This window comes from Pseudomonas sp. yb_9, assembly GCF_043103635.1.
Classification (GTDB): domain Bacteria; phylum Pseudomonadota; class Gammaproteobacteria; order Pseudomonadales; family Pseudomonadaceae; genus Aquipseudomonas; species Aquipseudomonas monteilii.
Genome location: NZ_JBICKA010000111.1, coordinates 1 through 23,589 on the forward strand (window position 1 = coordinate 1; position 23,589 = coordinate 23,589).

Annotated in this window: 22 protein-coding genes; 6 read left to right on the forward strand and 16 right to left on the reverse strand. The window is 61.4% G+C overall.

From position 1 onward, the window contains the following. Nucleotides 1-26: 26 nt before the first annotated feature. The 3 genes from zapE to ACF8MI_RS26785 form a co-directional block, all read right to left on the reverse strand. Nucleotides 27-1,121 (reverse strand): cell division protein ZapE, encoded by a 1,095-nt coding sequence (zapE, locus tag ACF8MI_RS26775; RefSeq protein WP_060499786.1) that lies wholly within the window; start codon nt 1,119-1,121, stop codon nt 27-29. 198 nt (nt 1,122-1,319) lie between these two features. Then, nucleotides 1,320-2,669 carry a tryptophan--tRNA ligase gene (locus tag ACF8MI_RS26780; protein ID WP_060499785.1) on the reverse strand — a complete coding sequence of 450 codons (1,350 nt, stop codon included), beginning with the start codon at nt 2,667-2,669 and terminating at the stop codon, nt 1,320-1,322. A 25-nt stretch (nt 2,670-2,694) separates the two neighbouring features. Further along, nucleotides 2,695-3,330, reverse strand: coding sequence for an alpha/beta hydrolase (locus ACF8MI_RS26785; protein WP_060499784.1), 636 nt, complete (start codon nt 3,328-3,330; stop codon nt 2,695-2,697). 135 nt (nt 3,331-3,465) lie between these two features. On the opposite strand from ACF8MI_RS26785, the gene ACF8MI_RS26790 reads away from it, so the two are divergent. Next, complete coding sequence (locus tag ACF8MI_RS26790) at nt 3,466-3,903, forward strand: YhcB family protein (RefSeq protein WP_016713539.1); 438 nt, start codon at nt 3,466-3,468, stop codon at nt 3,901-3,903. 47 nt (nt 3,904-3,950) lie between these two features. Here the strand turns inward: ACF8MI_RS26790 and ACF8MI_RS26795 are convergent, their stop codons facing one another. Beyond that, nucleotides 3,951-5,147, reverse strand: coding sequence for a methionine gamma-lyase (locus ACF8MI_RS26795; RefSeq protein WP_060499783.1), 1,197 nt, complete (start codon nt 5,145-5,147; stop codon nt 3,951-3,953). Between the two features lie 127 nt (nt 5,148-5,274). On the opposite strand from ACF8MI_RS26795, the gene ACF8MI_RS26800 reads away from it, so the two are divergent. Continuing rightward, entirely contained in the window at nt 5,275-5,754 is a 480-nt protein-coding gene (locus ACF8MI_RS26800) for an Lrp/AsnC family transcriptional regulator (RefSeq protein WP_016498026.1), read from the forward strand. Between the two features lie 110 nt (nt 5,755-5,864). Here the strand turns inward: ACF8MI_RS26800 and cysN are convergent, their stop codons facing one another. The 3 genes from cysN to ACF8MI_RS26815 all read right to left on the reverse strand — a co-directional run bounded on the left by cysN (nt 5,865) and on the right by ACF8MI_RS26815 (nt 9,653). Beyond that, a complete protein-coding gene (gene cysN, locus ACF8MI_RS26805) occupies nt 5,865-7,766 on the reverse strand; it encodes a sulfate adenylyltransferase subunit CysN (RefSeq protein ID WP_016713536.1) in 1,902 nt (633 codons plus the stop codon). Between the two features lie 16 nt (nt 7,767-7,782). Next, a complete protein-coding gene (cysD, locus tag ACF8MI_RS26810; protein WP_013974136.1) occupies nt 7,783-8,700 on the reverse strand; it encodes a sulfate adenylyltransferase subunit CysD in 918 nt (305 codons plus the stop codon). A 194-nt stretch (nt 8,701-8,894) separates the two neighbouring features. Beyond that, complete coding sequence (locus ACF8MI_RS26815) at nt 8,895-9,653, reverse strand: Nif3-like dinuclear metal center hexameric protein (protein ID WP_104833383.1); 759 nt, start codon at nt 9,651-9,653, stop codon at nt 8,895-8,897. 157 nt (nt 9,654-9,810) lie between these two features. Here ACF8MI_RS26815 and algW point away from each other — a divergent pair, with 157 nt between their 5' ends. Then, on the forward strand, nt 9,811-10,971 hold the full coding sequence (gene algW / locus ACF8MI_RS26820) for a Do family serine endopeptidase AlgW (protein ID WP_019098030.1): 1,161 nt from the start codon (nt 9,811-9,813) through the stop codon (nt 10,969-10,971). A gap of 31 nt (nt 10,972-11,002) precedes the next feature. Here the strand turns inward: algW and ACF8MI_RS26825 are convergent, their stop codons facing one another. The 4 genes from ACF8MI_RS26825 to ACF8MI_RS26840 form a co-directional block, all read right to left on the reverse strand. Then, entirely contained in the window at nt 11,003-11,767 is a 765-nt protein-coding gene (locus ACF8MI_RS26825; protein ID WP_003251792.1) for an amino acid ABC transporter ATP-binding protein, read from the reverse strand. 10 nt (nt 11,768-11,777) lie between these two features. After that, on the reverse strand, nt 11,778-12,875 hold the full coding sequence (locus ACF8MI_RS26830; protein WP_104833384.1) for an amino acid ABC transporter permease: 1,098 nt from the start codon (nt 12,873-12,875) through the stop codon (nt 11,778-11,780). A gap of 10 nt (nt 12,876-12,885) precedes the next feature. Further along, nucleotides 12,886-14,064 (reverse strand): amino acid ABC transporter permease, encoded by a 1,179-nt coding sequence (locus tag ACF8MI_RS26835; RefSeq protein WP_060499779.1) that lies wholly within the window; start codon nt 14,062-14,064, stop codon nt 12,886-12,888. Between the two features lie 67 nt (nt 14,065-14,131). Continuing rightward, a complete protein-coding gene (locus tag ACF8MI_RS26840; RefSeq protein ID WP_016713531.1) occupies nt 14,132-15,160 on the reverse strand; it encodes an amino acid ABC transporter substrate-binding protein in 1,029 nt (342 codons plus the stop codon). Nucleotides 15,161-15,492: 332 nt separating this feature from the next. On the opposite strand from ACF8MI_RS26840, the gene ACF8MI_RS26845 reads away from it, so the two are divergent. Together ACF8MI_RS26845 and rhlB are read left to right on the forward strand one after the other, a co-directional pair. Then, nucleotides 15,493-16,149 (forward strand): alpha/beta hydrolase, encoded by a 657-nt coding sequence (locus ACF8MI_RS26845; protein ID WP_060499778.1) that lies wholly within the window; start codon nt 15,493-15,495, stop codon nt 16,147-16,149. 101 nt (nt 16,150-16,250) lie between these two features. Continuing rightward, a complete protein-coding gene (rhlB, locus tag ACF8MI_RS26850) occupies nt 16,251-17,714 on the forward strand; it encodes an ATP-dependent RNA helicase RhlB (RefSeq protein ID WP_060499777.1) in 1,464 nt (487 codons plus the stop codon). Between the two features lie 128 nt (nt 17,715-17,842). Here the strand turns inward: rhlB and moaE are convergent, their stop codons facing one another. The 5 genes from moaE to ACF8MI_RS26875 all read right to left on the reverse strand — a co-directional run bounded on the left by moaE (nt 17,843) and on the right by ACF8MI_RS26875 (nt 21,917). Then, nucleotides 17,843-18,289, reverse strand: coding sequence for a molybdopterin synthase catalytic subunit MoaE (moaE, locus tag ACF8MI_RS26855; protein ID WP_060499776.1), 447 nt, complete (start codon nt 18,287-18,289; stop codon nt 17,843-17,845). A 2-nt stretch (nt 18,290-18,291) separates the two neighbouring features. After that, nucleotides 18,292-18,537 carry a molybdopterin converting factor subunit 1 gene (moaD, locus tag ACF8MI_RS26860; RefSeq protein WP_060499775.1) on the reverse strand — a complete coding sequence of 82 codons (246 nt, stop codon included), beginning with the start codon at nt 18,535-18,537 and terminating at the stop codon, nt 18,292-18,294. Continuing rightward, nucleotides 18,537-19,007, reverse strand: a complete 471-nt coding sequence (gene moaC, locus ACF8MI_RS26865; RefSeq protein ID WP_003251775.1) for a cyclic pyranopterin monophosphate synthase MoaC — start codon at nt 19,005-19,007, stop codon at nt 18,537-18,539. The genes moaD and moaC overlap by 1 nt, the downstream gene beginning before the upstream one ends. A 106-nt stretch (nt 19,008-19,113) precedes the next feature. Further along, the gene (locus ACF8MI_RS26870; RefSeq protein WP_012274097.1) at nt 19,114-20,508 is read right to left on the reverse strand and encodes a PhoH family protein; all 1,395 of its coding nucleotides are present in this window, start codon (nt 20,506-20,508) and stop codon (nt 19,114-19,116) included. Between the two features lie 272 nt (nt 20,509-20,780). Then, on the reverse strand, nt 20,781-21,917 hold the full coding sequence (locus ACF8MI_RS26875; protein ID WP_060499774.1) for a polysaccharide deacetylase family protein: 1,137 nt from the start codon (nt 21,915-21,917) through the stop codon (nt 20,781-20,783). Between the two features lie 138 nt (nt 21,918-22,055). On the opposite strand from ACF8MI_RS26875, the gene yaaA reads away from it, so the two are divergent. Next, nucleotides 22,056-22,835, forward strand: a complete 780-nt coding sequence (gene yaaA / locus ACF8MI_RS26880; RefSeq protein ID WP_186723109.1) for a peroxide stress protein YaaA — start codon at nt 22,056-22,058, stop codon at nt 22,833-22,835. Nucleotides 22,836-23,589: the final 754 nt, after the last annotated feature.

A 23,589-nucleotide genomic window follows, 5' to 3' on the forward strand; every position in this document is an offset into this window, starting at 1 on the left:
TTGAAGCTTGTAGCTTGCCGCTGCCTTTAGGGCTTGTGTGCGCGCGACAGGAATTCGTGCGACTGCATCTCCAGCAACCGGCTCAGGGTGCGCTGGAACTCGAAGCTCAGACGCCCACCGGTATACAGATCCTTCAGCTCCACCTCAGCCGAAATGATCAACTTGACGTTACGGTCGTAGAACTCGTCCACCATGTTGATGAAACGGCGGGCGATGTCGTCGGTGGTCACGCCCATCTGCTCCACGTTGCTCAGCAGCACCGCATGGAAAATCTTGCCCAGCTCGATGTAGTCGTTCTGGCTACGCGGCCCGTCGCACAGGGCGCGGAAGTCGAACCAGGCAACGTCATCGCAAGTACGCAGCGCATTGATCGGGCGGTTCTCGATCATCAGCACGTCATTCTCGACCGCCTGGGTGCACTCAGGGGTCAGCGCCTTGAAGCTGGCGCGCATGCTCTGATGCGCCGCATCGTTGAGCGGGAAGTGGAACAGCTCGGCCTGCTCCAGGTGACGCAGGCGGTAGTCGACGCCGCTGTCGACGTTCACCACGTCGGTGTACTGCTTGATCATGGCGATGGCCGGCAGGAAGCGCGCACGTTGCAGGCCGTCCTTGTACAGGCCGTCCGGCACGATGTTGGAGGTAGCCACCAGCGACACGCCGTTCTTGAACAGCTCCTCCATCAAGGTGCCGAGAATCATGGCATCGGTAATGTCCGACACGAAGAATTCGTCGAAGCAGATTACCTTGGCTTCTTCGCTGAAGCGCTTGGCAATGATGGTCAGCGGGTTCTTCTCGCCCTTGAGGGTTTTCATTTCCTCGTGCACACGCTTCATGAAGCGGTGGAAGTGCGTACGCATCTTCTGCTTGAACGGCAGCGCTTCGTAGAAGGTATCGACCAGGTAGGTCTTGCCTCGCCCTACCCCACCCCAGAAGTACAGGCCCTTGACCGGGGTCTGCTCCTTCTTGCCGAACAGCTTGCCGAACACGCCCGGCTTGTTGTTCTGCGCGTGCACCAGGTCGTCGTACAGGCGCTGCAGGTGACGCACCGCAGTTTCCTGCGCCGCGTCATGGAAGAAGTCGGGACGTTTCAGATCTGCTTGATAGCGTTCTAAGGGAGTCATGATTCGTTAGCGAGGCAACAAAAAACGGGCCGTCACTGTAGCGACAGGCCCGCTTAATGGCAATGAGACTTGCGTCAATATGCCTCAGTCCGAGTGGAATCCTGTGGGAGCGGGCGCGCCCGCGAACACCGGCGAAGTCGGTGCCACGCACCGCGGTGCCTGCTTCGCGGGCTTGCCCGCTCCCACAGATAAACATCCTCAGTCCTGCTGGGGTGCCAGGGCATCACGCAGGCTTTGAATAGCTGCATCACGGGCTTCGGCGCTGTCGAACTGCGGCCCGTCAGCCACCTGCTCGCCGTTCAGCCACAGGCCGAAGCCCAGGCCGTCGACGCGCACATCCGCCTCGCCACCCTGCTGCAACTGCTTGCTGACGGCGCCGGCACTCTTGCCATCGGCAAAGCTGCGCGACAGCAGCAGTTGCTCGCCATCAGCGGCCAGCAGGCGGAAGCGGAAGCTGCCGTCTTCGTCGCGGAAGCTGACGAAACGCGCGCTCTTGGCGGCTTTCTTCTTCACTTCGGTATTGACCTGGACGCCACTGCGGAACGAACGCAGGCCTACAGACTCGCGCAGTTGCTCGAGGAATGGCGTGGCGATCTTGCGGGCCTTGGCGGCGCCGGCCAGCAGGATGTCTTCCAGCTCCGCCGGCCGGGCGATCAACTGGTGGTAGTACTCACGCTTTTCGGCCAACTGACCGTCCAGCAGCTGGAACAGGCGTTGCTTGGCATCACCCCAGCCCAGGCCCTGCAACAGCTCTTCGCGGAACCCGGCACATTGTTCAGGCGTCGAGAAGGCCTGGAACAGGGTGAACAGGTGCGAATTGTCCGGGTCTTTCGCTTCGCCTGGGGCGCGCGAGTCGGTGACGATGCGCGAGATGGCGTCTTTCATGTCCTTGGCGCTGGTGAACAACGGGATGGTGTTGTCATAGCTCTTGGACATCTTGCGCCCGTCCAGGCCTGGCAGGGTCGCCACGCTTTCCTCGATCACCGCCTCCGGCAGGGCGAAGAAGTCCTTGCCCTGGCCGAACAGGTGGTTGAAGCGCTGGCCGATGTCACGGGCCATTTCCACGTGCTGGATCTGGTCGCGGCCGACCGGCACCTTGTTGGCGTTGAACATCAGGATGTCGGCAGCCATCAGCACCGGGTAGCTGAACAGGCCCATGGTCACGCCAGCGTCCGGGTCTTCGCCGGCCTCGACGTTCTTGTCCACCGAGGCCTTGTAGGCATGGGCACGGTTCAGCAGGCCTTTAGCAGCAACGCAGGTCAACAGCCAGGTCAGCTCGGGGATTTCCGGGATGTCGGACTGGCGGTAGAAGGTCACTTTGTCCGGGTCCAGGCCACCGGCCAGCCAGGTCGCGGCGATTTCCAGGCGCGAACGCTGGATGCGCAGCGGGTCGTCGCACTTGATCAGGGCGTGGTAGTCGGCCAGGAAGTAGAACGAGTCGACACCGGGCTGCTGGCTGGCACGGATCGCCGGGCGGATGGCGCCGGCGTAGTTGCCCAGGTGCGGTGTGCCGGTGGTGGTGATACCGGTAAGGATGCGCGTGGTCATGGGTGTTCGCTTATTCAGGCTTGGCTCAGTTCGAAAGGCGCGGCAGCAGCAGATCCTTCAGATCGGTCAGCTTGCCATGGAAGAAGTGTCCGCATTCTGCCACTTTCAGCAGCTCATGGGGGCGCGACAGGCTGTCAGACCATTCGTAAACCAGCTGCGGCGCAACGACTTCGTCGGCATCCGGTTGCACCACGGTGATCGGGCAGCGCTGTGGCAGCGGGAATTCCGCCGTCAGGCGCATGACTGCCGGGGCGATCATGAACAGGTGCTGCAACTCGGTGCCTGCAGCCTCCAGGCGGCCGGCCAGGCTGGTGGCGACGAAGCCGCCGAACGAGAAGCCCATCAGCACCAGCGGCAGTTCAGGATGTCTGGCCCGCAGCCAGGCTGCGGCAGCGTCGGCATCGGCCACTTCGCCTGCGCCCATGTCATGGCTGCCGGCGCTTTGGCCAACGCCACGGTAATTGAAACGCAGGGTGACGTAACCGGCATCGCGGGCGGTGCGTTGCAGGGTCGAGACCACCTTGTTGAGCATGGTGCCGCCCTGGACCGGGTTGGGGTGGCAGATCAGCACCGCGCCACGGGCATCGGCCACATCAAGGTACAAGGCTTCCAGCTGGCCGCTGGGGCCATCGATGAACAAGGGGGTTTCGCGGACAAGCAAGGCACTACTCCGTGACCTCGGGAGGGGTCGATTCGTCTAGGTGAGGAATTCTGTTCTGATTTGCGATCGCTCGCGGTATACAGCGCAGGTCTGAGCCGTTAACGTAAAGCAAAGCCGTTTATAGAGGAAGGACTCGTGGAACTCTCGCTCCTTGTTTGGTTGTTGCCAACCCTGGCCCTGGTCATTGGCGTGGTCGTCGGTTTCGTCGTGGCCCGCCTGCTGCCCAATGCCGCGCCCAGCAGCACACAGCGTCAGCTGGATGACATCCAGAAGCGTTTCGACAGCTACCAGAACGAAGTGGTCACCCACTTCAACAGCACCGCCGTGCTGGTCAAGAAACTGACCCAAAGCTACCAGGACGTGCAGGATCACCTGGCCGAAGGCGCCAACAGCCTGGCCCTGGATGAAGTCACTCGCCAACGCCTGCTGGCTGCACTGCACTCCGAAGCGCCGCAAGGCCCACGTGACCGCCTGACCCCGCCGAAAGACACCGCCGAAGTGCCACGCGACTATGCACCGAAAGCGCCCAACTCGCCGGGCATGCTGGATGAGAGCTACGGGCTCAAGCGTTAATCCGCTGAACATGAAAAAGGCCTCGCAAGAGGCCTTTTTCGGTTTACCTATTTGCAAGCCTGCAATGCCTGCTCGACATCCGCCAATAGATCCTCCACATCCTCCAGACCCACCGACAACCTCACCAGCCCCTCCGATATCCCGTGATGTGCCCGCTCTTGCGGCGTGTAACTGGAGTGCGTCATGCTCGCCGGGTGCTGTGCCAACGACTCGGCATCCCCCAGGCTCACCGCCCGTGCAAACAGCTGTAGCGCATTCATGAAGCGCCGCCCCGCCTCGATACCGCCCTTGAGCTCGAAAGCGATCATGCCGCCCGGCAAACGCATCTGCCGTTGCGCCAGTTCGTACTGGGCGAACGACGGCAAACCGGGGTAATGAATCAGCTCCACCTGCGGCTGCCGGGCCAGAAACTCGGCCACCTGCCGGGCATTGCTGCAATGCCGGTCCATGCGCAGGGCCAGGGTCTTGATCCCGCGCATCAGCAACGCCGCATCATGTGGCGACATTACCGCCCCGGTCATGTCTTTCAGCCCTTCCAGGCGAATACGGTCGACCAGCGCCTTGCGCCCCACTACCAGGCCGGCGGTGATGTCGCCATGGCCACTGAGGTACTTGGTTGCCGAATGCACCACCAGGTCCGCCCCCAGCTCAAGTGGCCGCTGCAAGTAAGGCGTGCAGTAGGTGTTATCCACCACGACATGCACATCATGCCCCTGCACGGCCTGGGCAACCGCCGCGATGTCCACCAGTTGCATGTTGGGGTTAGCCGGCGTTTCAAAGTAGATCATCCGTGTTTTACTGTTGATCGCCGCTTTCAATGCCTTGGCATCGTTCAGGTCGACATGGCGGACCTTCACCCCGAACTCACCAATACCGTGGTGCAGAAAAGCGAAGGTGCAGCCATACAAGGTGCGCCCGACAATCAGTTCATCACCCGGCCGCAACAGGGTCCAGATGGTCGAGGTAATAGCGCCCATACCCGACGCCAACGCCAACCCCGCCTCACCGCCCTCCAGTGAAGCCATGCGTTGTTCCAGCAGTGCCAGGGTGGGGTTGGAGATGCGGCTGTAGAAATGCCCCGCCTCCTCCCCAGCAAAGCACGCAGCGCCGTATTCAACAGTGGGGAAGGCATAGGTGGCGGTCTGGTACACCGGCGGCACCAGCGCGCCACCGTGGGAAAGCGGGTCGTAGCCATGGTGAATGGCCCGCGTGGAAAAACCGGTGTTGTTATGGGAGTCGCGCATGGCAACAGCCTCTTGTGGTTTGTTATAAGCTTATGCCACCGAGCTGCCCGATTTTTTCCAAAATAGCCCACCCATCTGCGTGCTTGTTGGAACAAAAACAATAATCAACGGACCAGGAGGGCAAAACATGCCTTCAAGCCTCGACCGCACCGACCGCGCCCTGCTCGCGGCCTTGCAAGACAACGCCCGCCTTACCGTCGCCGAACTCGCCGACCAGGTGGCGCTCACCACCTCACCCTGCTGGCGACGGGTCAAGCTGCTGGAAGACAACGGCTACATCACTGGCTACCAGGCCATTCTCTCGCCCAAGTCGCTAGGGTTTGGCGTGACCGCGTTCGTCAGCATCATGATGGACTCGCACACCAAGGACATGGCACTGGCGTTCGAGCAGCGGCTGATGGAAATCCCTGAGATCGTGGCCTGCCATAACATCTCCGGGCGCTATGACTTTTTGCTGGAGATCCTGGCAAGGGACCTGGAGTCGTTCGGGGAATTCACTCGGGAAGTGCTGCAGCGGTTGCCGGGGGTGAAGGAGATCTATTCGAGTTTTTCCTACAAGGCGGTGAAGGAAAGACGGGTGATACCTGTGTCGGAGAAACACATCTAAGTGGCTCCTACATCTGAACATTGGTTAATGATCAAGCAGAGAACCTGTGGGAGCCGGAACCAGACAATAAAAAAACCCGCCGAAGCGGGTTTTTAATTGCAGGCCAGCGCTTAGATCGCGCCACGCTGGCGCAGCACGTCCAGCACCAGCTTCACGCCTTCATCCACGCTGGTGGACTGGGTGTCGATCACCAGATCCGCATCCAGCGGCACATCGAACGGGAAGCTTTCGCCCGGGATGTTGTCGCCACCGGCAGCGTACAGGCCTTGTGGGTCACGCTCACGGCAGGCCAGCGGCGATGCCTGAACGTACACAGTCACCAGTCGGTCTTTGCCGATCAGCGCCTTGGCCTGCTCGCGGCCTTCGGCATCCGGGGCCACGAACGCAGCCAGGGTCAGCAAGCCGGCTTCGTTGAACTGGCGCGCCACATGGGCGGCGCGGCGCCAGTTCTCGGTGCGCCCGGCACGGTCCTGTGGCAGGCCCTTGTTCAGGTCGTGGCGCAGGTTCTGGCCGTCGAGCACGTACACCGCACGGCCCATATCGAACAGCTTGCGCTCCACGGCATAGGCCAGGGTGCTCTTGCCAGCGCCGGACAGGCCGCTGAACAGCACGGTGGCTGGCTGCTGACCAAAGCGCAGTGCACGCTCCTCGGTGGACACGTGAGCCTGCTTGCCATGCTGGCCGGTGCTGCCGTGCGGCAGTACTGGCGGGGCGATGATCATGCCGGCGCCGACGGTGCCGTTGGTCAGGCGGTCGATGACGATGAACGCACCGGTGGTGCGGTTGCTGTCGTAACCGTCCAGCGCGATCGAAGCGTCCAGGGCAACCTTCACGCGGCCGATCTCGTTCAGTTGCAGTGCGCTGGCAGCGCCCTGCTCCAAGGTATTCACGTCAACCTTGTGGGTGATGCTGGCAATCGAGCCCGGCACGTAGCTGGTGGCGCGCTTGATGTCGTACTTCTTGCCCGGCAGCATCGGCTCTTCGGCCATCCACACCAGCATGGCGTCGAACTGGTCGGTCACCGGCGGTACGTTGTCGGCGTGTACCAGCAGGTCACCACGGGAGATGTCGATCTCGTCTTCCATGGTCAGGGTCACGGCCTGGCCTGGGCCTGCGTTTTCCAGTTCACCCTCATAGGTGACGATGGACTTGACGCGGCTGCTCTTGCCCGACGGCAGCACGACGATTTCGTCGCCCTTGTGTACCACGCCGCTGGCGATGGTGCCGGCGAAGCCGCGGAAGTTCAGGTTCGGGCGGTTCACGTACTGCACCGGGAAGCGCAGGTCGGTGAAGTTGCGGTCGGCCGACACTTCGACGGTTTCGAGGATTTCCATCAGCGTCGGGCCGGCGTACCACGGCGAACGCTCGCTGTGGTTGACCACGTTATCGCCCTTGAGCGCCGACATCGGCACGAAGTGCAGGCTGCTTGGGGTCAGGTTGATGGCGTCGGCAAACTTCAGGTAATCCGCCTTGATCGACTCGAAGACGTCCTGATCGAAGCCTTTGAGGTCCATCTTGTTGACCGCGACCACGATGTGCTTGATGCCCAGCAACGAAGCGATGTAGCTGTGGCGGCGGGTCTGGGTCTGCACGCCGTAGCGGGCATCGACCAGGATGATCGCCAGGTCGCAGGTGGACGCACCGGTGGCCATGTTGCGGGTGTACTGCTCGTGGCCCGGGGTGTCGGCAATGATGAACTTGCGCTTGGCGGTGGAGAAGTAGCGGTAGGCGACATCGATGGTGATGCCCTGCTCGCGCTCGGCCTGCAGGCCGTCTACCAGCAGTGCCAGGTCGACTTCTTCGCCGGTGGTGCCGACTTTCTTCGAATCACGGGTGATGGCTTCGAGGTGGTCCTCGTAGATCATCTTCGAGTCGTGCAGCAGGCGCCCGATCAGGGTGCTCTTGCCGTCATCCACGTTACCGCAGGTGAGGAAACGCAGCAGTTCTTTGCGCTCGTGCTGAGCCAGATAAGCGAGGATATCTTCGCTGATCAAATCGGATTGGTGCGACATGGAGTAACCCTGAAAATTAGAAGTAGCCCTGACGTTTTTTGTCTTCCATGGAACCGGCGCCATCGTGGTCGATGACTCGGCCCTGGCGCTCGGAAGTGCGCGTCAGGAGCATTTCCTGAATGATGTCGGTGAGCGTTTCGGCTTCCGACTCGACAGCCCCCGTCAACGGGTAGCAACCGAGGGTACGGAAACGCACCTTCTTCTTGACGATGCGCGCTTTCTCTTCATCGGTGAGATGCTCGAGGATGCGCTCGTCGTCGATCATGATCAGGGTGCCGTTCTTCTCGATCACTTCGCGCTCAGCGGCGAAGTACAGCGGCACGATCGGGATGCCTTCGAGGTAGATGTACTGCCAGATGTCCAGCTCGGTCCAGTTCGACAGCGGGAAGACGCGGATCGACTCGCCCTTGTTGACCTTGCCGTTGTACACGTTCCACAGCTCGGGGCGCTGGTTTTTCGGGTCCCAGCGGTGCTTGCTGTCCCGGAACGAATACACACGCTCCTTGGCCCGCGACTTCTCTTCGTCGCGGCGCGCGCCACCGAAGGCGGCATCGAAACCATGCTTGTCCAGTGCCTGCTTCAGGCCCTGGGTTTTCATGATGTCGGTGTGCTTGGAGCTGCCATGGGTGAACGGGTTGATGCCCTGCGCCACACCCTCGGGGTTGACGTGGGTGATCAGTTCCAGGCCCATTTCCTCGACCATCTTGTCGCGGAAGCTGTACATCTCCTGGAATTTCCACTGGGTGTCGACGTGCATCACCGGGAACGGCAGCTTACCCGGGAAGAAGGCCTTGCGCGCCAGGTGCAGCATCACGGCGGAATCCTTGCCGATCGAGTACAGCATCACCGGGTTATCGAACTCGGCGGCCACCTCGCGGATAATGTGGATGCTCTCCGCCTCCAGCTGTTTCAAGTGCGTCAGTTTGTCGACCATGGCTACTCACGAAAAACGATCTTATGGACGGCCTGCGGGCCGTGTTCGAGCGAGCCACTTTATCACAGCGGGTGCTTCTATTTAGGAGGCGGGCTAGATCGAAAAGGTCTAACGATATGACTGGGGGTTTGGGCTGAAACGGGGCCGCCCTGCGGCCCTTCGCGGGCATGCGCGCGAAACAGGCGACGCCGATCTCAGATGGGGTTCGGGCAATCGATAAACAGATGCTCCACGGCAAACCGCCGCGCCAGGTAATCACCCAACGCCTGCACCCCATATCGCTCGGTGGCATGGTGCCCGGCCGCGATGAAGCTGACGCCATTCTCCCGTGCACTGTGGTAGGTCTGCTCGGATGCCTCTCCGGTAAGGTACAAGTCCACTCCGGCCGCAATCGCCGTATCGATGTAACCCTGCCCGCCACCGGTGCACCAGCCGACCCGGCGGATCATCTCGTCTCCCTCCACCAGCAACGGCTCACGTCCCAGCACTTCCTGCACGCGCCGGGCAAAGTCGCGGGCCGTCATCGGTTCGACCAGCGAGCCGACCAGTCCCACCACCTTGGGGTTTTCCGGGTCCAGCGGCCCTTCGACGGTGATGTCCAGTTGCCGTGCCAGCTGCACGTTGTTGCCCACGTCCGGGTGCACATCCAGCGGCAGGTGAAACGCCAGCAGGCTGATATCGTTGTTCAGCAGGGTCTTCAGCCGACGCTGACGAATGCCTGTGATGCACGGGTTCTCACCCTTCCAGAAGTAACCATGGTGCACCAGTACCAGGTCGGCCTCGGCCTCGACTGCGGCATCCAGCAACGCCTGGCTGGCGGTAACACCGCTGACGATGCGGCTGACCTGCGGCCGGCCTTCGACCTGCAGGCCATTGGGGCAATAATCCTGGATCTTCGCGCTGCCCAGGTAGCGTTCGGCTTCCTCGACCAGGGTGTTGAGAGCGACGGCCATGAAAATCTCCTCGAAAACTGCGCTTTTCTCGGGCGCAACGCCCGTATAATGCCGGCCATTATGGGCCGTCGCCGGCACTGGGGGAACCGGTGTATGATCGCGCGCGCTCATGCCCCACTGCGCGGCCAATGGCCCCTGCTCTTTCCAGGATTCGTTCATGTTCAAGGCGTTTCGTTACTTTGGCTGGCCCCTGCTCACCGGCGTGCTGATCGCCATGCTGATCATCCAGCGCTTCCCGGAATGGGTCGGCCTGCCCAGCCAGGACGTCAACCTGCAACAGGCGCCACAAACCACCCGCATCATGCAGGGCCCGGTGTCTTACGCCGACGCGGTGACGCTGGCCGCGCCTGCGGTGGTCAACCTGTACACCACCAAAGTGGTGAACAAAAGCGCCCACCCATTGTTCGAAGACCCACAGTTCCGCCGCTTCTTCGGCGACAACCTGCCCAAGCAGCGCCGCTGGGAGTCGAGCCTGGGCTCGGCAGTGATCATGAGCCCCGAGGGCTACCTGCTGACCAATAACCATGTCACCAGCGGGGCCGACCAGATCGTCGTGGCGTTGAAGGATGGCCGCGAAACCCTGGCCCGGGTGATCGGCAGCGACCCGGAAACCGACTTGGCAGTGCTGAAGATAGACCTGAAGAACCTGCCGGCGATTACCATCGGCCGTTCCGACACCATTCACATCGGCGACGTGTCGCTGGCCATCGGCAACCCGTTCGGCGTCGGCCAGACCGTCACCATGGGTATCATCAGCGCCACCGGCCGTAACCAGCTGGGCCTGAACAACTACGAAGACTTCATCCAGACCGACGCCGCCATCAACCCGGGTAACTCGGGCGGCGCCTTGGTCGATGCCAATGGCAACCTGGTCGGCATCAATACCGCGATCTTCTCCAAGTCGGGCGGTTCGCAGGGCATCGGCTTCGCCATTCCGGTGAAACTGGCGCTGGAGGTGATGAAGTCGATCGTCGAGCATGGCCAGGTGATCCGTGGCTGGCTGGGCATCGAAGTGCAGCCGCTGAGCCAGGAGCTGGCCGAGTCGTTCGGCATGAAGGACCGCCCGGGTATCGTGGTGGCGGGCATCTTCCGCGAAGGGCCGGCGGCCAAGGCCGGGCTGCAACTGGGTGACGTGATTCTGAGCATCAACGGGGAACCGGCCGGTGACGGGCGCAAGTCGATGAACCAGGTGGCACGGATCAAGCCCAACGAGAAGATCACCATCGAGGTGATGCGCAACGGGCAGCAGTTGAAGCTGATTGCCGAGGTGGGGCTGCGGCCACCACCTGCTCCAGCAGCCACACAAGAAGAGAAGTAAAAAATGGGGCCGCTTAGCGGCCCCATTTGCATCAGTGCAGGATCTGGCTGAGGAACAACTTGGTCCGGTCACTGCGCGGCCGGTCGAAGAAGTCATCCGGCGCCGCCTGCTCCACGATCTCCCCCTTGTCCATGAAGATCACCCGGTTCGCCACGGTGCGGGCGAAGCCCATTTCGTGGGTTACACAGAGCATGGTCATGCCATCCTCGGCCAGGCCCACCATGGTATCGAGCACTTCCTTGACCATTTCCGGGTCCAGCGCCGAGGTCGGTTCGTCGAACAGCATGATCTTCGGCTTCATGCACAGTGCACGGGCAATCGCCACACGCTGCTGCTGGCCACCGGACAACTGCCCCGGGTACTTGTGCGCCTGCTCCGGAATACGCACGCGCTCCAGATAATGCATGGCAATTTCTTCGGCCTTGCGCCGGGGCATCTTGCGCACCCACATCGGTGCCAGGGTGCAGTTTTCCAGAATGCTCAGGTGCGGGAACAGGTTGAAGTGCTGGAACACCATGCCCACCTCGCGGCGGATGGCCTCGATCTGCTTGAGGTCGTTGGTCAGCTCCACACCATCCACCACGATGCGCCCCTGCTGGTGTTCTTCCAGGCGGTTGAGGCAACGGATGGTGGTGGACTTGCCCGAACCGGACGGCCCGCACAGTACGATTCGCTCGCCCTGGCGCACGTTCAGGTTGATGTCCTTGAGCACATGGAACTGGCCATACCACTTGTTCACACCCTGCATCTGGATGATGCCTTCGGGGCCGGCAGGCTGCTTGATCGCTTCACTCATTTCGAAACTCCTAACGCTTGTGGCCAGTGTCCAGCTTGCGCTCCAGGTGCATGGAGTAGCGGGACATACCGAAACAGAAAATCCAGAACACCAGGGCGGCGAACACATAGCCCTCGGTGGCCATGCCCAGCCAGGCCGGGTCGGCGGCGGCTTGCTTGACGCTGTTCAGCAGGTCGAACAGGCCGATGATGATCACCAGGCTTGTGTCCTTGAACAGGGCAATGAAGGTATTGACGATGCCGGGAATAACCAGCTTGAGCGCCTGCGGCAGAATCACCAGGCCCATCGCGCGCCAGTAGCCCAGGCCCATGGCCGCAGCGGCTTCGTACTGGCCCTTGGGAATGGCTTGCAGGCCCCCGCGTACCACTTCGGCGATGTACGCCGACTGGAACAGGATCACGCCGATCATCGCCCGCAGCAGCTTGTCGAAGCTCATGCCTTCAGGCAGGAACAACGGCAGCATCACCGACGACATGAACAGCACGGTGATCAACGGCACGCCGCGCCAGAACTCGATGAAAGTCACGCACACCACCTTAACGGCCGGCATGCGCGAACGCCGCCCCAGGGCCAGCAGGATCCCCAGCGGCAAGGCCCCAACGATACCCACGGTGGCGATCACCAGGGTCAGCATCAGCCCACCCCACTGGCTGGTGGCCACGGTTTCCAGGCCAAGCACGCCGCCATGCAGCAGGGTGTAGGCCAGGATCGGGTACAGCACCAGGAACCCCAGGCCATAGAAGGCCTTGCGCGGGAAACGCTTGATGAACAGCGGCGCAGCGCCGAGCACGGCAAGCCACACGGTCAGGTCCACGCGCCAGCGCAACTCCAACGGGTAATAGCCGTACATGAACTGGCCGAAGCGCTGCTGCACGAACACCCAGCAGGCGCCTTCCTTGGTGCAGTCGGCGCGGGTGGTGCCGACCCAGTTGGCGTCGATCAACGCCCACTGGATAAGCGGCGGCACGATCAGCCACACCAGGTAGATGGCAAACAGGGTCAGCAGCGTGTTGAGCCAGCTGGAAAACAGATTGGCACGCATCCATGCGAGCACGCCGACGGTTTTCACCGGTGGCGGCATGTCGGGTTTGAAAACATGGGCATTCACAGGCGTATCCTCACCGCTCGATCAGCGCAATGCGCTTGTTGTACCAGTTCATCAGCAGCGAAATGCTGATGCTGATGGCGAGATAGACACTCATGGTGATCGCAATCACCTCGATGGCCTGGCCGGTCTGGTTGAGCACGGTACCGGCAAACAGCGAGACCATCTCTGGATAGCCGATACCGGCCGCCAGCGACGAGTTTTTCGCCAGGTTCAGGTATTGGCTGGTCAGCGGCGGAATGATCACCCGCAGTGCCTGGGGGATGATCACCTTGCGCAGGGTCGGCCCCTCGCGCAGGCCCAGCGAGCGTGCGGCTTCGGTCTGGCCGTGGCTGACCGAACGGATGCCTGAACGCACGATTTCGGCAATGAAGGCGGCCGTATAGATCGTCAGGGCCAGGGTCAGCGCCAGCAGCTCGGGGATCAATACCCAGCCACCGACGAAGTTGAAGCCTTTCAGTTGCGGCACTTCCCAGGTCACCGGGCTACCGAACAGCAGCACGCTCAAACCCGGAATGGCGACGAACAACGCCAGCCCCACCCAGAACTTGTGAAACGGCACGCCGGTCTCGTCGAAGCGCTTGTTGGCGTAACGCACCATCGCCACGATCGCCACCACCGCCACGGCCAAGGCAACAACGAACGGCCAGAAGCCGTCGGCCATCGAAGCGCCGGGCATGTTCAGGCCACGGTTGCTGATAAAGAAGGTGTCGTCGATGTTGATGCTGCCCCGCGGTCCCGGCAGGGTCAGAAACACGGCGAAGTACCAGAACAGGATCTGCAACAACGGCGGGATGTTGCGGAAGGTTTCGACATACACGGTCGCCAGCTTGTTGATCATCCAGTTAGGCGACAACCGCGCCACACCGATGATGAACCCCAGGATCGTCGCCAGAATGACACCGATGAAGGTCACCAGCAGGGTATTGAGCAGGCCGATGACGAACACCCGCGCATAGCTGTCGGATTCGACATACGGGATCAGGTGCTGGGCGATGCCGAAGCCGGCACTGCGGTCGAGAAAGTCGAAGCCCGAGGTAATCCCCCGGTGTTGCAGGTTGGTTTGCGTGTTGTGGAACAGGTACCAGCCCAGGCCGACCACGAGAACGATCGTGAGGATCTGGAACAGCCACGCGCGCACACGCGGATCGTTAAGGGACAAGCCCTTGGGTGCGCCGATTTGATTTTGCATGAAGTGCCCCGGACAGTAGGGATTCGAACAGCCTGCGGCGGCGGGATGCCGCCGCAGGGTGCAGCCATCAGCGCACAGGTGGCGCGTACTGGATGCCGCCGTTGTTCCATAGGGCGTTCATGCCACGGTCGATCTTCAGGTCGGTGCTCTGGCCCAGGTTCTTCTCGAACACTTCGCCGTAGTTGCCGACTTGCTTCACGATTTGCACTACCCAGTCTTTGGGCAGCTTGAGGTCCTTGCCGTACTCACCGTCCGCGCCCAGCAGGCGGGCGACGTCCGGGTTTTTGGTGGCCTTGGCTTCGGCCTCGACATTCTTCGAGGTGATGCCCGCCTCTTCGGCGTTGAGCATGGCGAACAGAGTCCATTTGACGATGCTGAACCACTCCTCGTCGCCTTTACGCACCACCGGGCCCAGTGGCTCCTTGGAGATGGTCTCCGGCAGCACCACGTACTCGGTCGGCGCGGCCAGCTTGGAGCGCTGGGCGAACAGCTGCGACTTGTCCGAGGTCAGCACGTCGCAACGGCCCGATTCCAGCGACTTGGCGCTTTCGTCCGAGGTGTCGAAGGTGATCGGCGTGTACTTGAGGTTATTGGCGCGGAAGAAGTCCGACACGTTCAGCTCGGTGGTGGTACCGGCCTGGATACAGATGGTCGCACCATCCAGCTCCTTGGCGCTGGAAACACCCAGCTTCTTGTTGACCAGGAAACCTACACCGTCATAGTAGGTGACACCGGCAAACACCAGGCCCATGCCGGCATCGCGCGAACTGGTCCAGGTGGTGTTGCGCGACAGCACGTCGACCTCGCCCGACTGCAGGGCGGTGAAGCGTTCCTTGGCGTTGAGCTGGCTGAACTTGACCTTGGTCGCGTCGCCGAACACGGCGGCGGCCACTGCGCGGCACACATCGGCGTCGATACCGACGATCTTGCCCTGCGCATCAGGGACCGAGAAGCCCGGAAGACCGTCGCTCACGCCACACTGGACGAAGCCCTTCTTCTTTACCGCATCGAGGGTGGCGCCAGCCTGGGCGTTGCTCACGGCGCCCAGCGCGGCGGCAGCGGTCAGGACTGCCAGGGTGGTTTTCAACATCTTCATTCACAACCTCCAAATCGCTCTTGTTGTATCGAGCCGGAATTGCACCGCACCCTTTTGAGGCGTATCCGACCCGTATTGGCTTGTTATTGGGTCAATTGGCGCAATGGGCTGTTCTATGACAGCCTTCGCGTGCAAAGGGTGTTACCGTCACGGCCTGCCCTTTGCATCACAGGTTGAATAGCAAAGCGCGTACCAAAATTTCTGGCTGTAGCGTTTAAGCGCTCGTCAAGTAGGGAAAGTTGTATCGTTGCGACATTCTTTTTCCGACAATCATTTCCAGTGCCTTCTTTTCACGCACGCCATAACAAGACCCGCACACTTTCGGAGCAGTCATGACCAACCCGCTGATTCTCGAACCGCAGAAAACCGCCGATGCCTGTGTGATCTGGTTGCACGGTCTGGGTGCAGACCGTTACGACTTCCTACCTGTGGCCGAATTCATGCAGGAGCGCCTGGCCACCACCCGCTTCATCATGCCCCAGGCCCCAACCCGCCCGGTGACCATCAATGGCGGCTACGCCATGCCCAGCTGGTACGACATCAAGGCCATGACCCCGGCCCGCGCCATTGACGAAGCGCAGCTGGAGGAATCGGCCGAACAGGTGATTGCCCTGATCAAGGCCGAGCAGGCCAAAGGCATCAACCTGTCGCGTATTTTCCTGGCCGGTTTCTCCCAGGGTGGCGCGGTGGTGCTGCACACTGCCTATATAAAGTGGCAAGAAGCACTGGGCGGGGTGATTGCCCTGTCCACCTATGCCCCCACCTTCAACGACCAGCACCAGTTGAGTGCGTGCCAGCAACGCACCCCGGCCCTGTGCCTGCACGGCGTGCACGACCCGGTGGTCATCCCGTCCATGGGCCGCACCGCCTTCGAGTACCTGAACACCTGGGGCGTGGCCGCCCGCTGGCACGAGTACCCGATGGAGCACGAGGTGGTGGTCGAGGAGCTGAACGACATCCACGAATGGCTGGCCAAGCAACTGCAATAAGCGAGGACCGCCTGTAGTTGTAGGGCTATTCCACTACGCCGCGCCCGGTTCTTGCATTACACTGCCCGGCGTACATTCCTTAACCAGTTGATGAGACGATCGTGCTCAAGGCACTCAAGAAAATATTCGGCAAGGGAGACGCCGCGCCACAGGCCGCCGCTCCTGCTGCCAGCGTGTCGCCGCCTGCGCCCGCCCCGGCCACAGAGGCCCGGCCCGCGCCCAAACCGGCCGCCCCACGCGCCAAACCTGCCCCAAAGGCCGAACAGCCCACCGCCGCCACGCCAGCCGCCGACACCCCGGCCAAGGAAAAACCGCGTCGCGAACGCAAGCCCAAGCCGCAGGCCAGCCTGTGGAAGCCGGAAGACTTCGTGGTCGAGCCACAGGAAGGCAAAACCCGCTTCCACGACTTCAAGCTGTCCAACGAGCTGATGCACGCCATCCACGACCTGGGCTTCCCGTACTGCACGCCGATCCAGGCGCAGGTGCTGGGTTACACCCTGCGTGGCCAGGACGCCATCGGCCGGGCGCAGACCGGTACCGGCAAAACCGCCGCGTTCCTGATTTCGATCATTTCCCAGCTGCAGCAGACGCCGCCGCCCAAAGAGCGTTACATGGGTGAACCGCGCGCGCTGATCATCGCGCCCACCCGCGAGCTGGTGGTGCAAATCGCCAAGGACGCCATCGCCCTGACCAAGTACACCGGCCTGAACGTGATGAGCTTCGTCGGCGGCATGGACTTCGACAAACAGCTCAAGGCCCTGGAAGCTCGCCACTGCGACATCCTGGTCGCCACCCCAGGTCGCCTGCTGGACTTCAACCAGCGCGGCGAAGTGCACCTGGACATGGTCGAGGTGATGGTGCTGGACGAAGCCGACCGCATGCTCGACATGGGCTTCATCCCACAAGTGCGCCAGATCATTCGCCAGACGCCGCCGAAAAGCGAGCGCCAGACCCTGCTGTTCTCGGCCACCTTCACCGACGACGTGATGAACCTGGCCAAGCAGTGGACCACCAACCCGGCCATCGTCGAGATCGAGCCGGAGAACGTGGCCAGCGAAACGGTCGAGCAGCACGTGTATGCCGTGGCTGGCAGCGACAAGTACAAGCTGCTGTACAACCTGGTGACCCAGAACAAATGGGAACGGGTGATGGTGTTTGCCAACCGCAAGGACGAAGTGCGGCGCATCGAGGAGAAACTGGTACGCGACGGCATCAATGCCGCCCAGCTGTCGGGCGACGTGCCGCAGCACAAGCGCATTCGTACCCTGGAAAGCTTCCGCGAAGGGCGCATTACCGTGCTGGTGGCGACGGATGTGGCGGGGCGTGGTATTCACATCGATGGCATCAGCCACGTGATCAACTTCACCCTGCCGGAAGACCCGGATGACTACGTGCACCGCATTGGCCGCACAGGCCGTGCGGGGACCAGTGGCGTGTCGATCAGCTTTGCCGGGGAGGATGACTCCTACCAGCTGCCGGCGATCGAAGAACTGCTGGGGCGCAAGATCAAGTGTGAGATGCCGCCGGATGAGCTGCTGAAGCCGGTGCCGCGCAAGCATCACTGACCGATGCTGGATTCTTCGCGGGCAAGCCCGCTCCCACAGGTACGTCACAGGGCTTTAAATCTGTGCAGTACCTGTGGGAGCGGGCTTACCCGCGAACCGGTGCGAAGCACCGGCCATCAAAAAAAGGCCTACCAGCGCCCCGCCGCATCCTGGTCACTCTGCTTCCCTTCCACCCACCTTGGCCCTTCCTGGGTATTCTCCTTCTTCCAGAACGGCGCCCGGGTCTTCAGGTAGTCCATGATGAAGTTGCAGGCATCGAACGCCGCCTGCCGATGGGCACTGGCCACCCCCACGAACACAATCGGCTCGCCCGGCTCCAGCGCCCCTATGCGGTGCAGCACCTCTACCTTGAGCAACGGCCAGCGCTGCTCGGCCTCCACCACGATCTTGGCCAAGGCCTTTTCGGTCATCCCCGGATAGTGCTCCAGGAACATTCCTGCCACTTCGCGACCGTCGTTGAAATCCCGCACGTAGCCGACAAACCCGACCACCGCACCCACGCCGACATTGGCCGCATGCATGGCATTGACCTCGGCCCCCGGGTCGAACGCGCCTTCCTGCACTCGCACCGCCATGATCAGCCTCCGGTCACCGGCGGGAAGAACGCCACTTCATCGCCCTCTTCCAACGGTTCATCGAGCCTGCACAGCTCTTCGTTGCGCGCACACATCAAGTTTTGCTCAGCCAGCAGCTCATACTTCCCGCCCTTGGCCACCAACGCCTTGCGCACATCGTCGAGCACATTGAATGCACCCTCGACACGCTCGGCATCAACACCCAGCAGCTCGCGGTATCGCGCGAAGTACATCACCTTGACCTTCATCATGCCTCCACCTTGTAGTGCCCGCTCTTGCCACCGAGCTTTTCCAGCAGGCGCACCTGCTCGATGACCATGCCCTTGTCCACCGCCTTGCACATGTCGTAGATCGTCAGCGCGGCAACGCTGGCAGCAGTCAACGCTTCCATCTCCACGCCGGTCTGCCCGGCGAGCTTGCAGCGGGCGACGATACGCACGGCGTCCTGCCCTTCGGCACTGAGTTCGACTTTGACGCTGGTCAGCATCAGTGGGTGGCACAGCGGGATGAGGTCGCTGGTTTTCTTCGCCGCCTGGATCCCGGCGATGCGCGCCACGGCGAACACGTCGCCCTTGGGGTGCTCACCGTCGACGATCATCTGCAAGGTCTGCGGCAACATACGCACCCGCGCCTCGGCGGTGGCCTCGCGCTCGGTCACGGCCTTTTCAGTGACGTCGACCATGTTGGCCCGCCCCTGAGAATCAAGATGTGTCAGCACTGCTCTGCTCCTGTGAAGGGAACAGCCAGTGTAAACCTGTGGGTCAGGTTTGAGCAGAGGGTTCATGCTTGAAGAGGCCGGGCGGCGAACCGCCCGGCGGTGAGGGTTACAGATGCGACTCGGCGTACTCGGCCAGCACCGAACGTGGCACACCCTGCAGGGTGATGTGCACACCATGGGGGAAGTCCTTGAAGCGCTCGGTGAGGTAGGTCAGGCCCGAGCTGGTCGCGGACAGGTAGGGGGTGTCGATCTGCGCCAGGTTGCCCAGGCAGACCACTTTGGAACCCGAGCCTGCACGGGTGATGATGGTTTTCATCTGGTGCGGCGTGAGGTTCTGGCACTCGTCAATCAGGATCAGGCTCTGCTGGAAGCTGCGACCCCGAATGTAGTTAAGCGACTTGAACTGCAACGGCACGCGTTCGAGGATGTACTCCACACTGCCATGGGTGCTTTCGTCATCCATGTGCAAGGCTTCGAGGTTGTCGGTGATGGCACCCAGCCAGGGCTCCATCTTCTCGGCTTCGGTGCCCGGCAGGAAGCCGATTTCCTGGTCCAGCCCCTGCACGCTGCGGGTGGCGATGATGCGCCGGTAGCGCTTGCTGACCATGGTCTGCTCGATGGCTGCAGCCAGCGCCAGGATGGTCTTGCCGGAGCCGGCGGCGCCGGTCAGGTTGACCAGGTGGATATCCGGGTCGAGCAGGGCGAACAGCGCCAGGCTCTGGTGGATGTCGCGAGGCTTCAGGCCCCAGGCTTCCTGGTGCAGCAGCGGCTCCTGGTGCAGGTCGAGCAATAGCAGCTCGTCGTTGCGGATACCCTTGATCCAGCCGACGAAACCCTGCTCATCGATGATGAACTCGTTGATGTGCACTGCCGGCAGATTGTCGATCATCTGCACCCGATGCCAGGTGCGGCCGCGCTCCTGGCGGGTGTCGACTTTGCTGACGCGGTCCCAGAACGAGCCGGTAACCGAGTGGTAACCCTTGGACAGCAAGGACACGTCATCGACCAGCTGGTCAGTGCTGTAGTCCTCGGCCGCAATGCCACAGGCGCGCGCCTTCAGGCGCATGTTGATATCTTTGGTGACCAGCACCACGTCCAGATCGGTGCGCCGGCTGCGTACGTCGAGCAGGGTGTTGATGATGATGTTGTCGTTGAGGTTTTCCGGCAGCAACTTGCTCGGTTCGTTGCGCGGGCTCATCAGAATCGACAGAAAGCCCTTGGGACCACTCTTGTTACGCTGGATCGGCACGCCCTGCTCGACATCGCTGGGCGAAGCGTCACCGAGGGTCTGGTCGATCAGGCGGATGGCCTGGCGGCATTCCGCGGCGATGGTCTGTTTGCCAGTCTTGAGCTTGTCGAGTTCCTCCAGCACCGTCATCGGGATGGCGACGTGGTGCTCCTCGAAGTTCAGTAACGCGTTGGGATCGTGAATCAGGACGTTGGTATCGAGCACATAGAGGATTGGCTTGCTGGAGGAAGGGTTGCGTCCTTGGTCATCCATACTCGGTCACCTTATGTCGAAGCCATACGGCACGGTCTGTTGCGCCGCAAAGTGACTACCGCTCTCCCCGTATCCGCGTTGTTACGGGCGGGAAGCGAACCTGGCTAGGTGGGCCTGGATGACGCCACCTGTGCTGCAGGAATCGGCTGTCTGGTTTCTTCATACCGCAAAAGCCATGACCGAAAAAAGCATTTTTACGTCTTTTTGAAGTTTATTTTTCCGATTGACGAAGAGGCCTTGGCGGCGAGGCCAGACGGGACTACGCTCAGAAGTCATACCCCTTGTTCGCTATATCCATATTCCCGGCAATCTTCCCAGCCAATCCCGCTTTGGGCGGTGTTGCGTAGCAACCATTCCACCGCCGGTTGGGCCTTGGGCAGGCTGTCGTGGAACTGGATTACCCCTTTGCGCCACAACAGCATCAGGGTCAGTACCCGCTGCGCCGAGGCCTCTGCGCTCAAAACGCCATCATCCTGGGCATCGATATCCCACAGCGATACCCGCAACTGTTGGCTAGCCATGAACGCGTCGCCATCGGCACGGCGTTGGCCATAAGGCGGGCGGAACAGCGGCACATATTGTTCTGGCAGGTCAGCCTGCACCCGCGCCTGGCTACGTCGCAGCGAGTCCTGCCAATCCGTCCACTGGGCATGGGAGCGGTATTCCCAGCCTTGAATACCCACGCACTGCCCGCGATACAGTTGGCGCACCGCATTCGCCGCCCCCGCATCACGGCGTTGTTGCAGGCGGTTACCCAGCACGAAGAAGGTGCCCTGAAGCTTCTGCCGACGCAGGTAATCCGTCAGCATGTCGGTATTCCCGTCGTCCGGCCCAGGCCCGCCAACGAAGGTCAGCAGGAACATGCGGTCGTTCAGCTCATCACCATTGCGCTCGCGCGAAGACAGCCGTTCGACCTCGCTGCTGGTCTGCGGCAGCAGCGCCGCCTTGCGCAATTGTTCGTCCAGGTAGCGCACATGGAACTGATGGCTCGGCTCGATCCAACCGGTATAGAACGTGCCGACATCAGCAGCGAACGTTGCCGCCTGGGCACGTAAATCCGCCATGGAAGTTACCGGATAGCAAAACGATGCATCCTGCACGCAACTGCGCTGCGCCTGTTGATAACCCTCCGATAACCGCTGCCACATGCGCGCCCGCACCTGACGCACCTTCTGCAGATTGATCTGCCGCAACCCCAGCCGCGCCGCCAGCGCCGCATCGTCCAGCAATTCGCTCTCATGCAGCACTTGGGCGAACGAAAGAATCTCGGCCCGCGAGGCCACATCGAACAGCGCGGGGCTATCCAGCTGTTCGGGCCACAGGCTGCGGTCCAGGCTGACCTGGGGTGAAGGGGCGGCTTGCACGGCACAGCTCAACAGAGCGGCCAGCAAGGCAAAGACGATGCGCACGGTGTAAGGCTCCGCAACGGCAAAACGCGAACTATAGCGCCTGCACCGCCCCATGGTCTGTGACTATCGTCGTCATAGTTTGGACTTGCACCGCCCACCCCGTAGAATCCACGGCCAACGATGCCAGGAGCCGACCCGATGCTGACGGTGATTTCCCCCGCCAAGACCCTCGATTACGACACCAAGCCGGTGACCGAGCGTTTCACCCTGCCCCAGTACCTGGACGACTCCCAGGAGCTGATCCAGCAACTGCGCGAGCTGTCGCCTGCACAAATCAGCGAACTGATGCACCTGTCCGACAAGCTCGCCGGCCTGAATGCCGCCCGCTTCGGCAGCTGGACCCCGGACTTCACCCCGGCCAATGCCAAGCAGGCGCTGCTGGCGTTCAAGGGTGACGTATACACCGGCCTCGACGCCGAGAGCCTGGATGAAGACGACTTCAGCTATGCGCAAGACCACCTGCGCATGCTCTCGGGCCTGTACGGCCTGCTGCGCCCGCTGGATTTGATGCAGCCCTATCGCCTGGAAATGGGCACCAAGCTGGCCAACGCCCGCGGCAAGGACCTGTATGCCTTCTGGGGCACACGCATCAGCGAATGGCTGAACCAGGCCCTGGCTGAACAAGGTGATGACGTGCTGCTGAACCTGGCCAGCAACGAGTACTTCAGTGCCGTGAAACGCAGCGCACTGAAGGCCCGGGTGATCAACGTCGACTTCAAGGACCTGAAGAACGGCCAGTACAAGATCATCAGCTTCTACGCCAAGAAAGCCCGCGGTATGATGAGCCGCTTTGTTATCCAGCAACGCATCAGCGACCCGGAGCAGCTCAAGCAGTTTGATGTGCAGGGGTACTACTACAGCGCCGAGCAGTCCAAGGCTGATCATCTGGTGTTTTTGCGGGATCATCCGGGCGATTGATCCGGCATTTGCGCAGCTCTTGAGATCGAGCGCCGCCCGCGCGGCGCATCGCGAGCTGCGCTCGCTCCTACGTTTGTTTACGGCCAATTATTCCTGTGAGATTTGCGCGCGTACGCCTTGGCGCATGGCGCGATATCGCGTCGTACACACCAGGCGGTCGCGCGCGACTGCCATATGCGTTACTGGCCCGAAACAAACGTAGGAGCGAGCGCAGCTCGCGATGCGCCGCGCGGGCGGCGCTCGGTCTCACAGGCGAAGACCCTCTCAAGGCATGCCCATCCGAACCAACCACAAAAAGACTATTTTTTGACGCCAAAAAACCACCACTCCTACCCTTATCACCAAACGCCATAAGACCGTTCATAGCTTTTTTGACGTTTTTTGAAAAATATTTTTCGATGCTGGCATAAAAACATCTCGCAACAGTTTCGTCCTTTATATACGGGGACAAAACACTCGCGTGCTATCAAATTGAAACTGTCCGCCACTGAAAAAATATTTAGAAATCTTTCATCCGGACGAAACCCACTCAGGAACTTCTCCCGCGACCTGCCGCTCATAGTGCCGTAACGCATTTCCTGCCTCCGGGTTGTGAGAGATGACTTACAGATGACACGGGCAGGTATCCACTACCTGCCTTGATAACTTCGACAGGTATCACGGAAACCCCGAAACCCTGTCCATGCAGGAGAGGCGCGCCCCTTACAAATCGTCCTAGTGGTTGATTTCAAAGGATTTTTCCACTTGAAAAAAC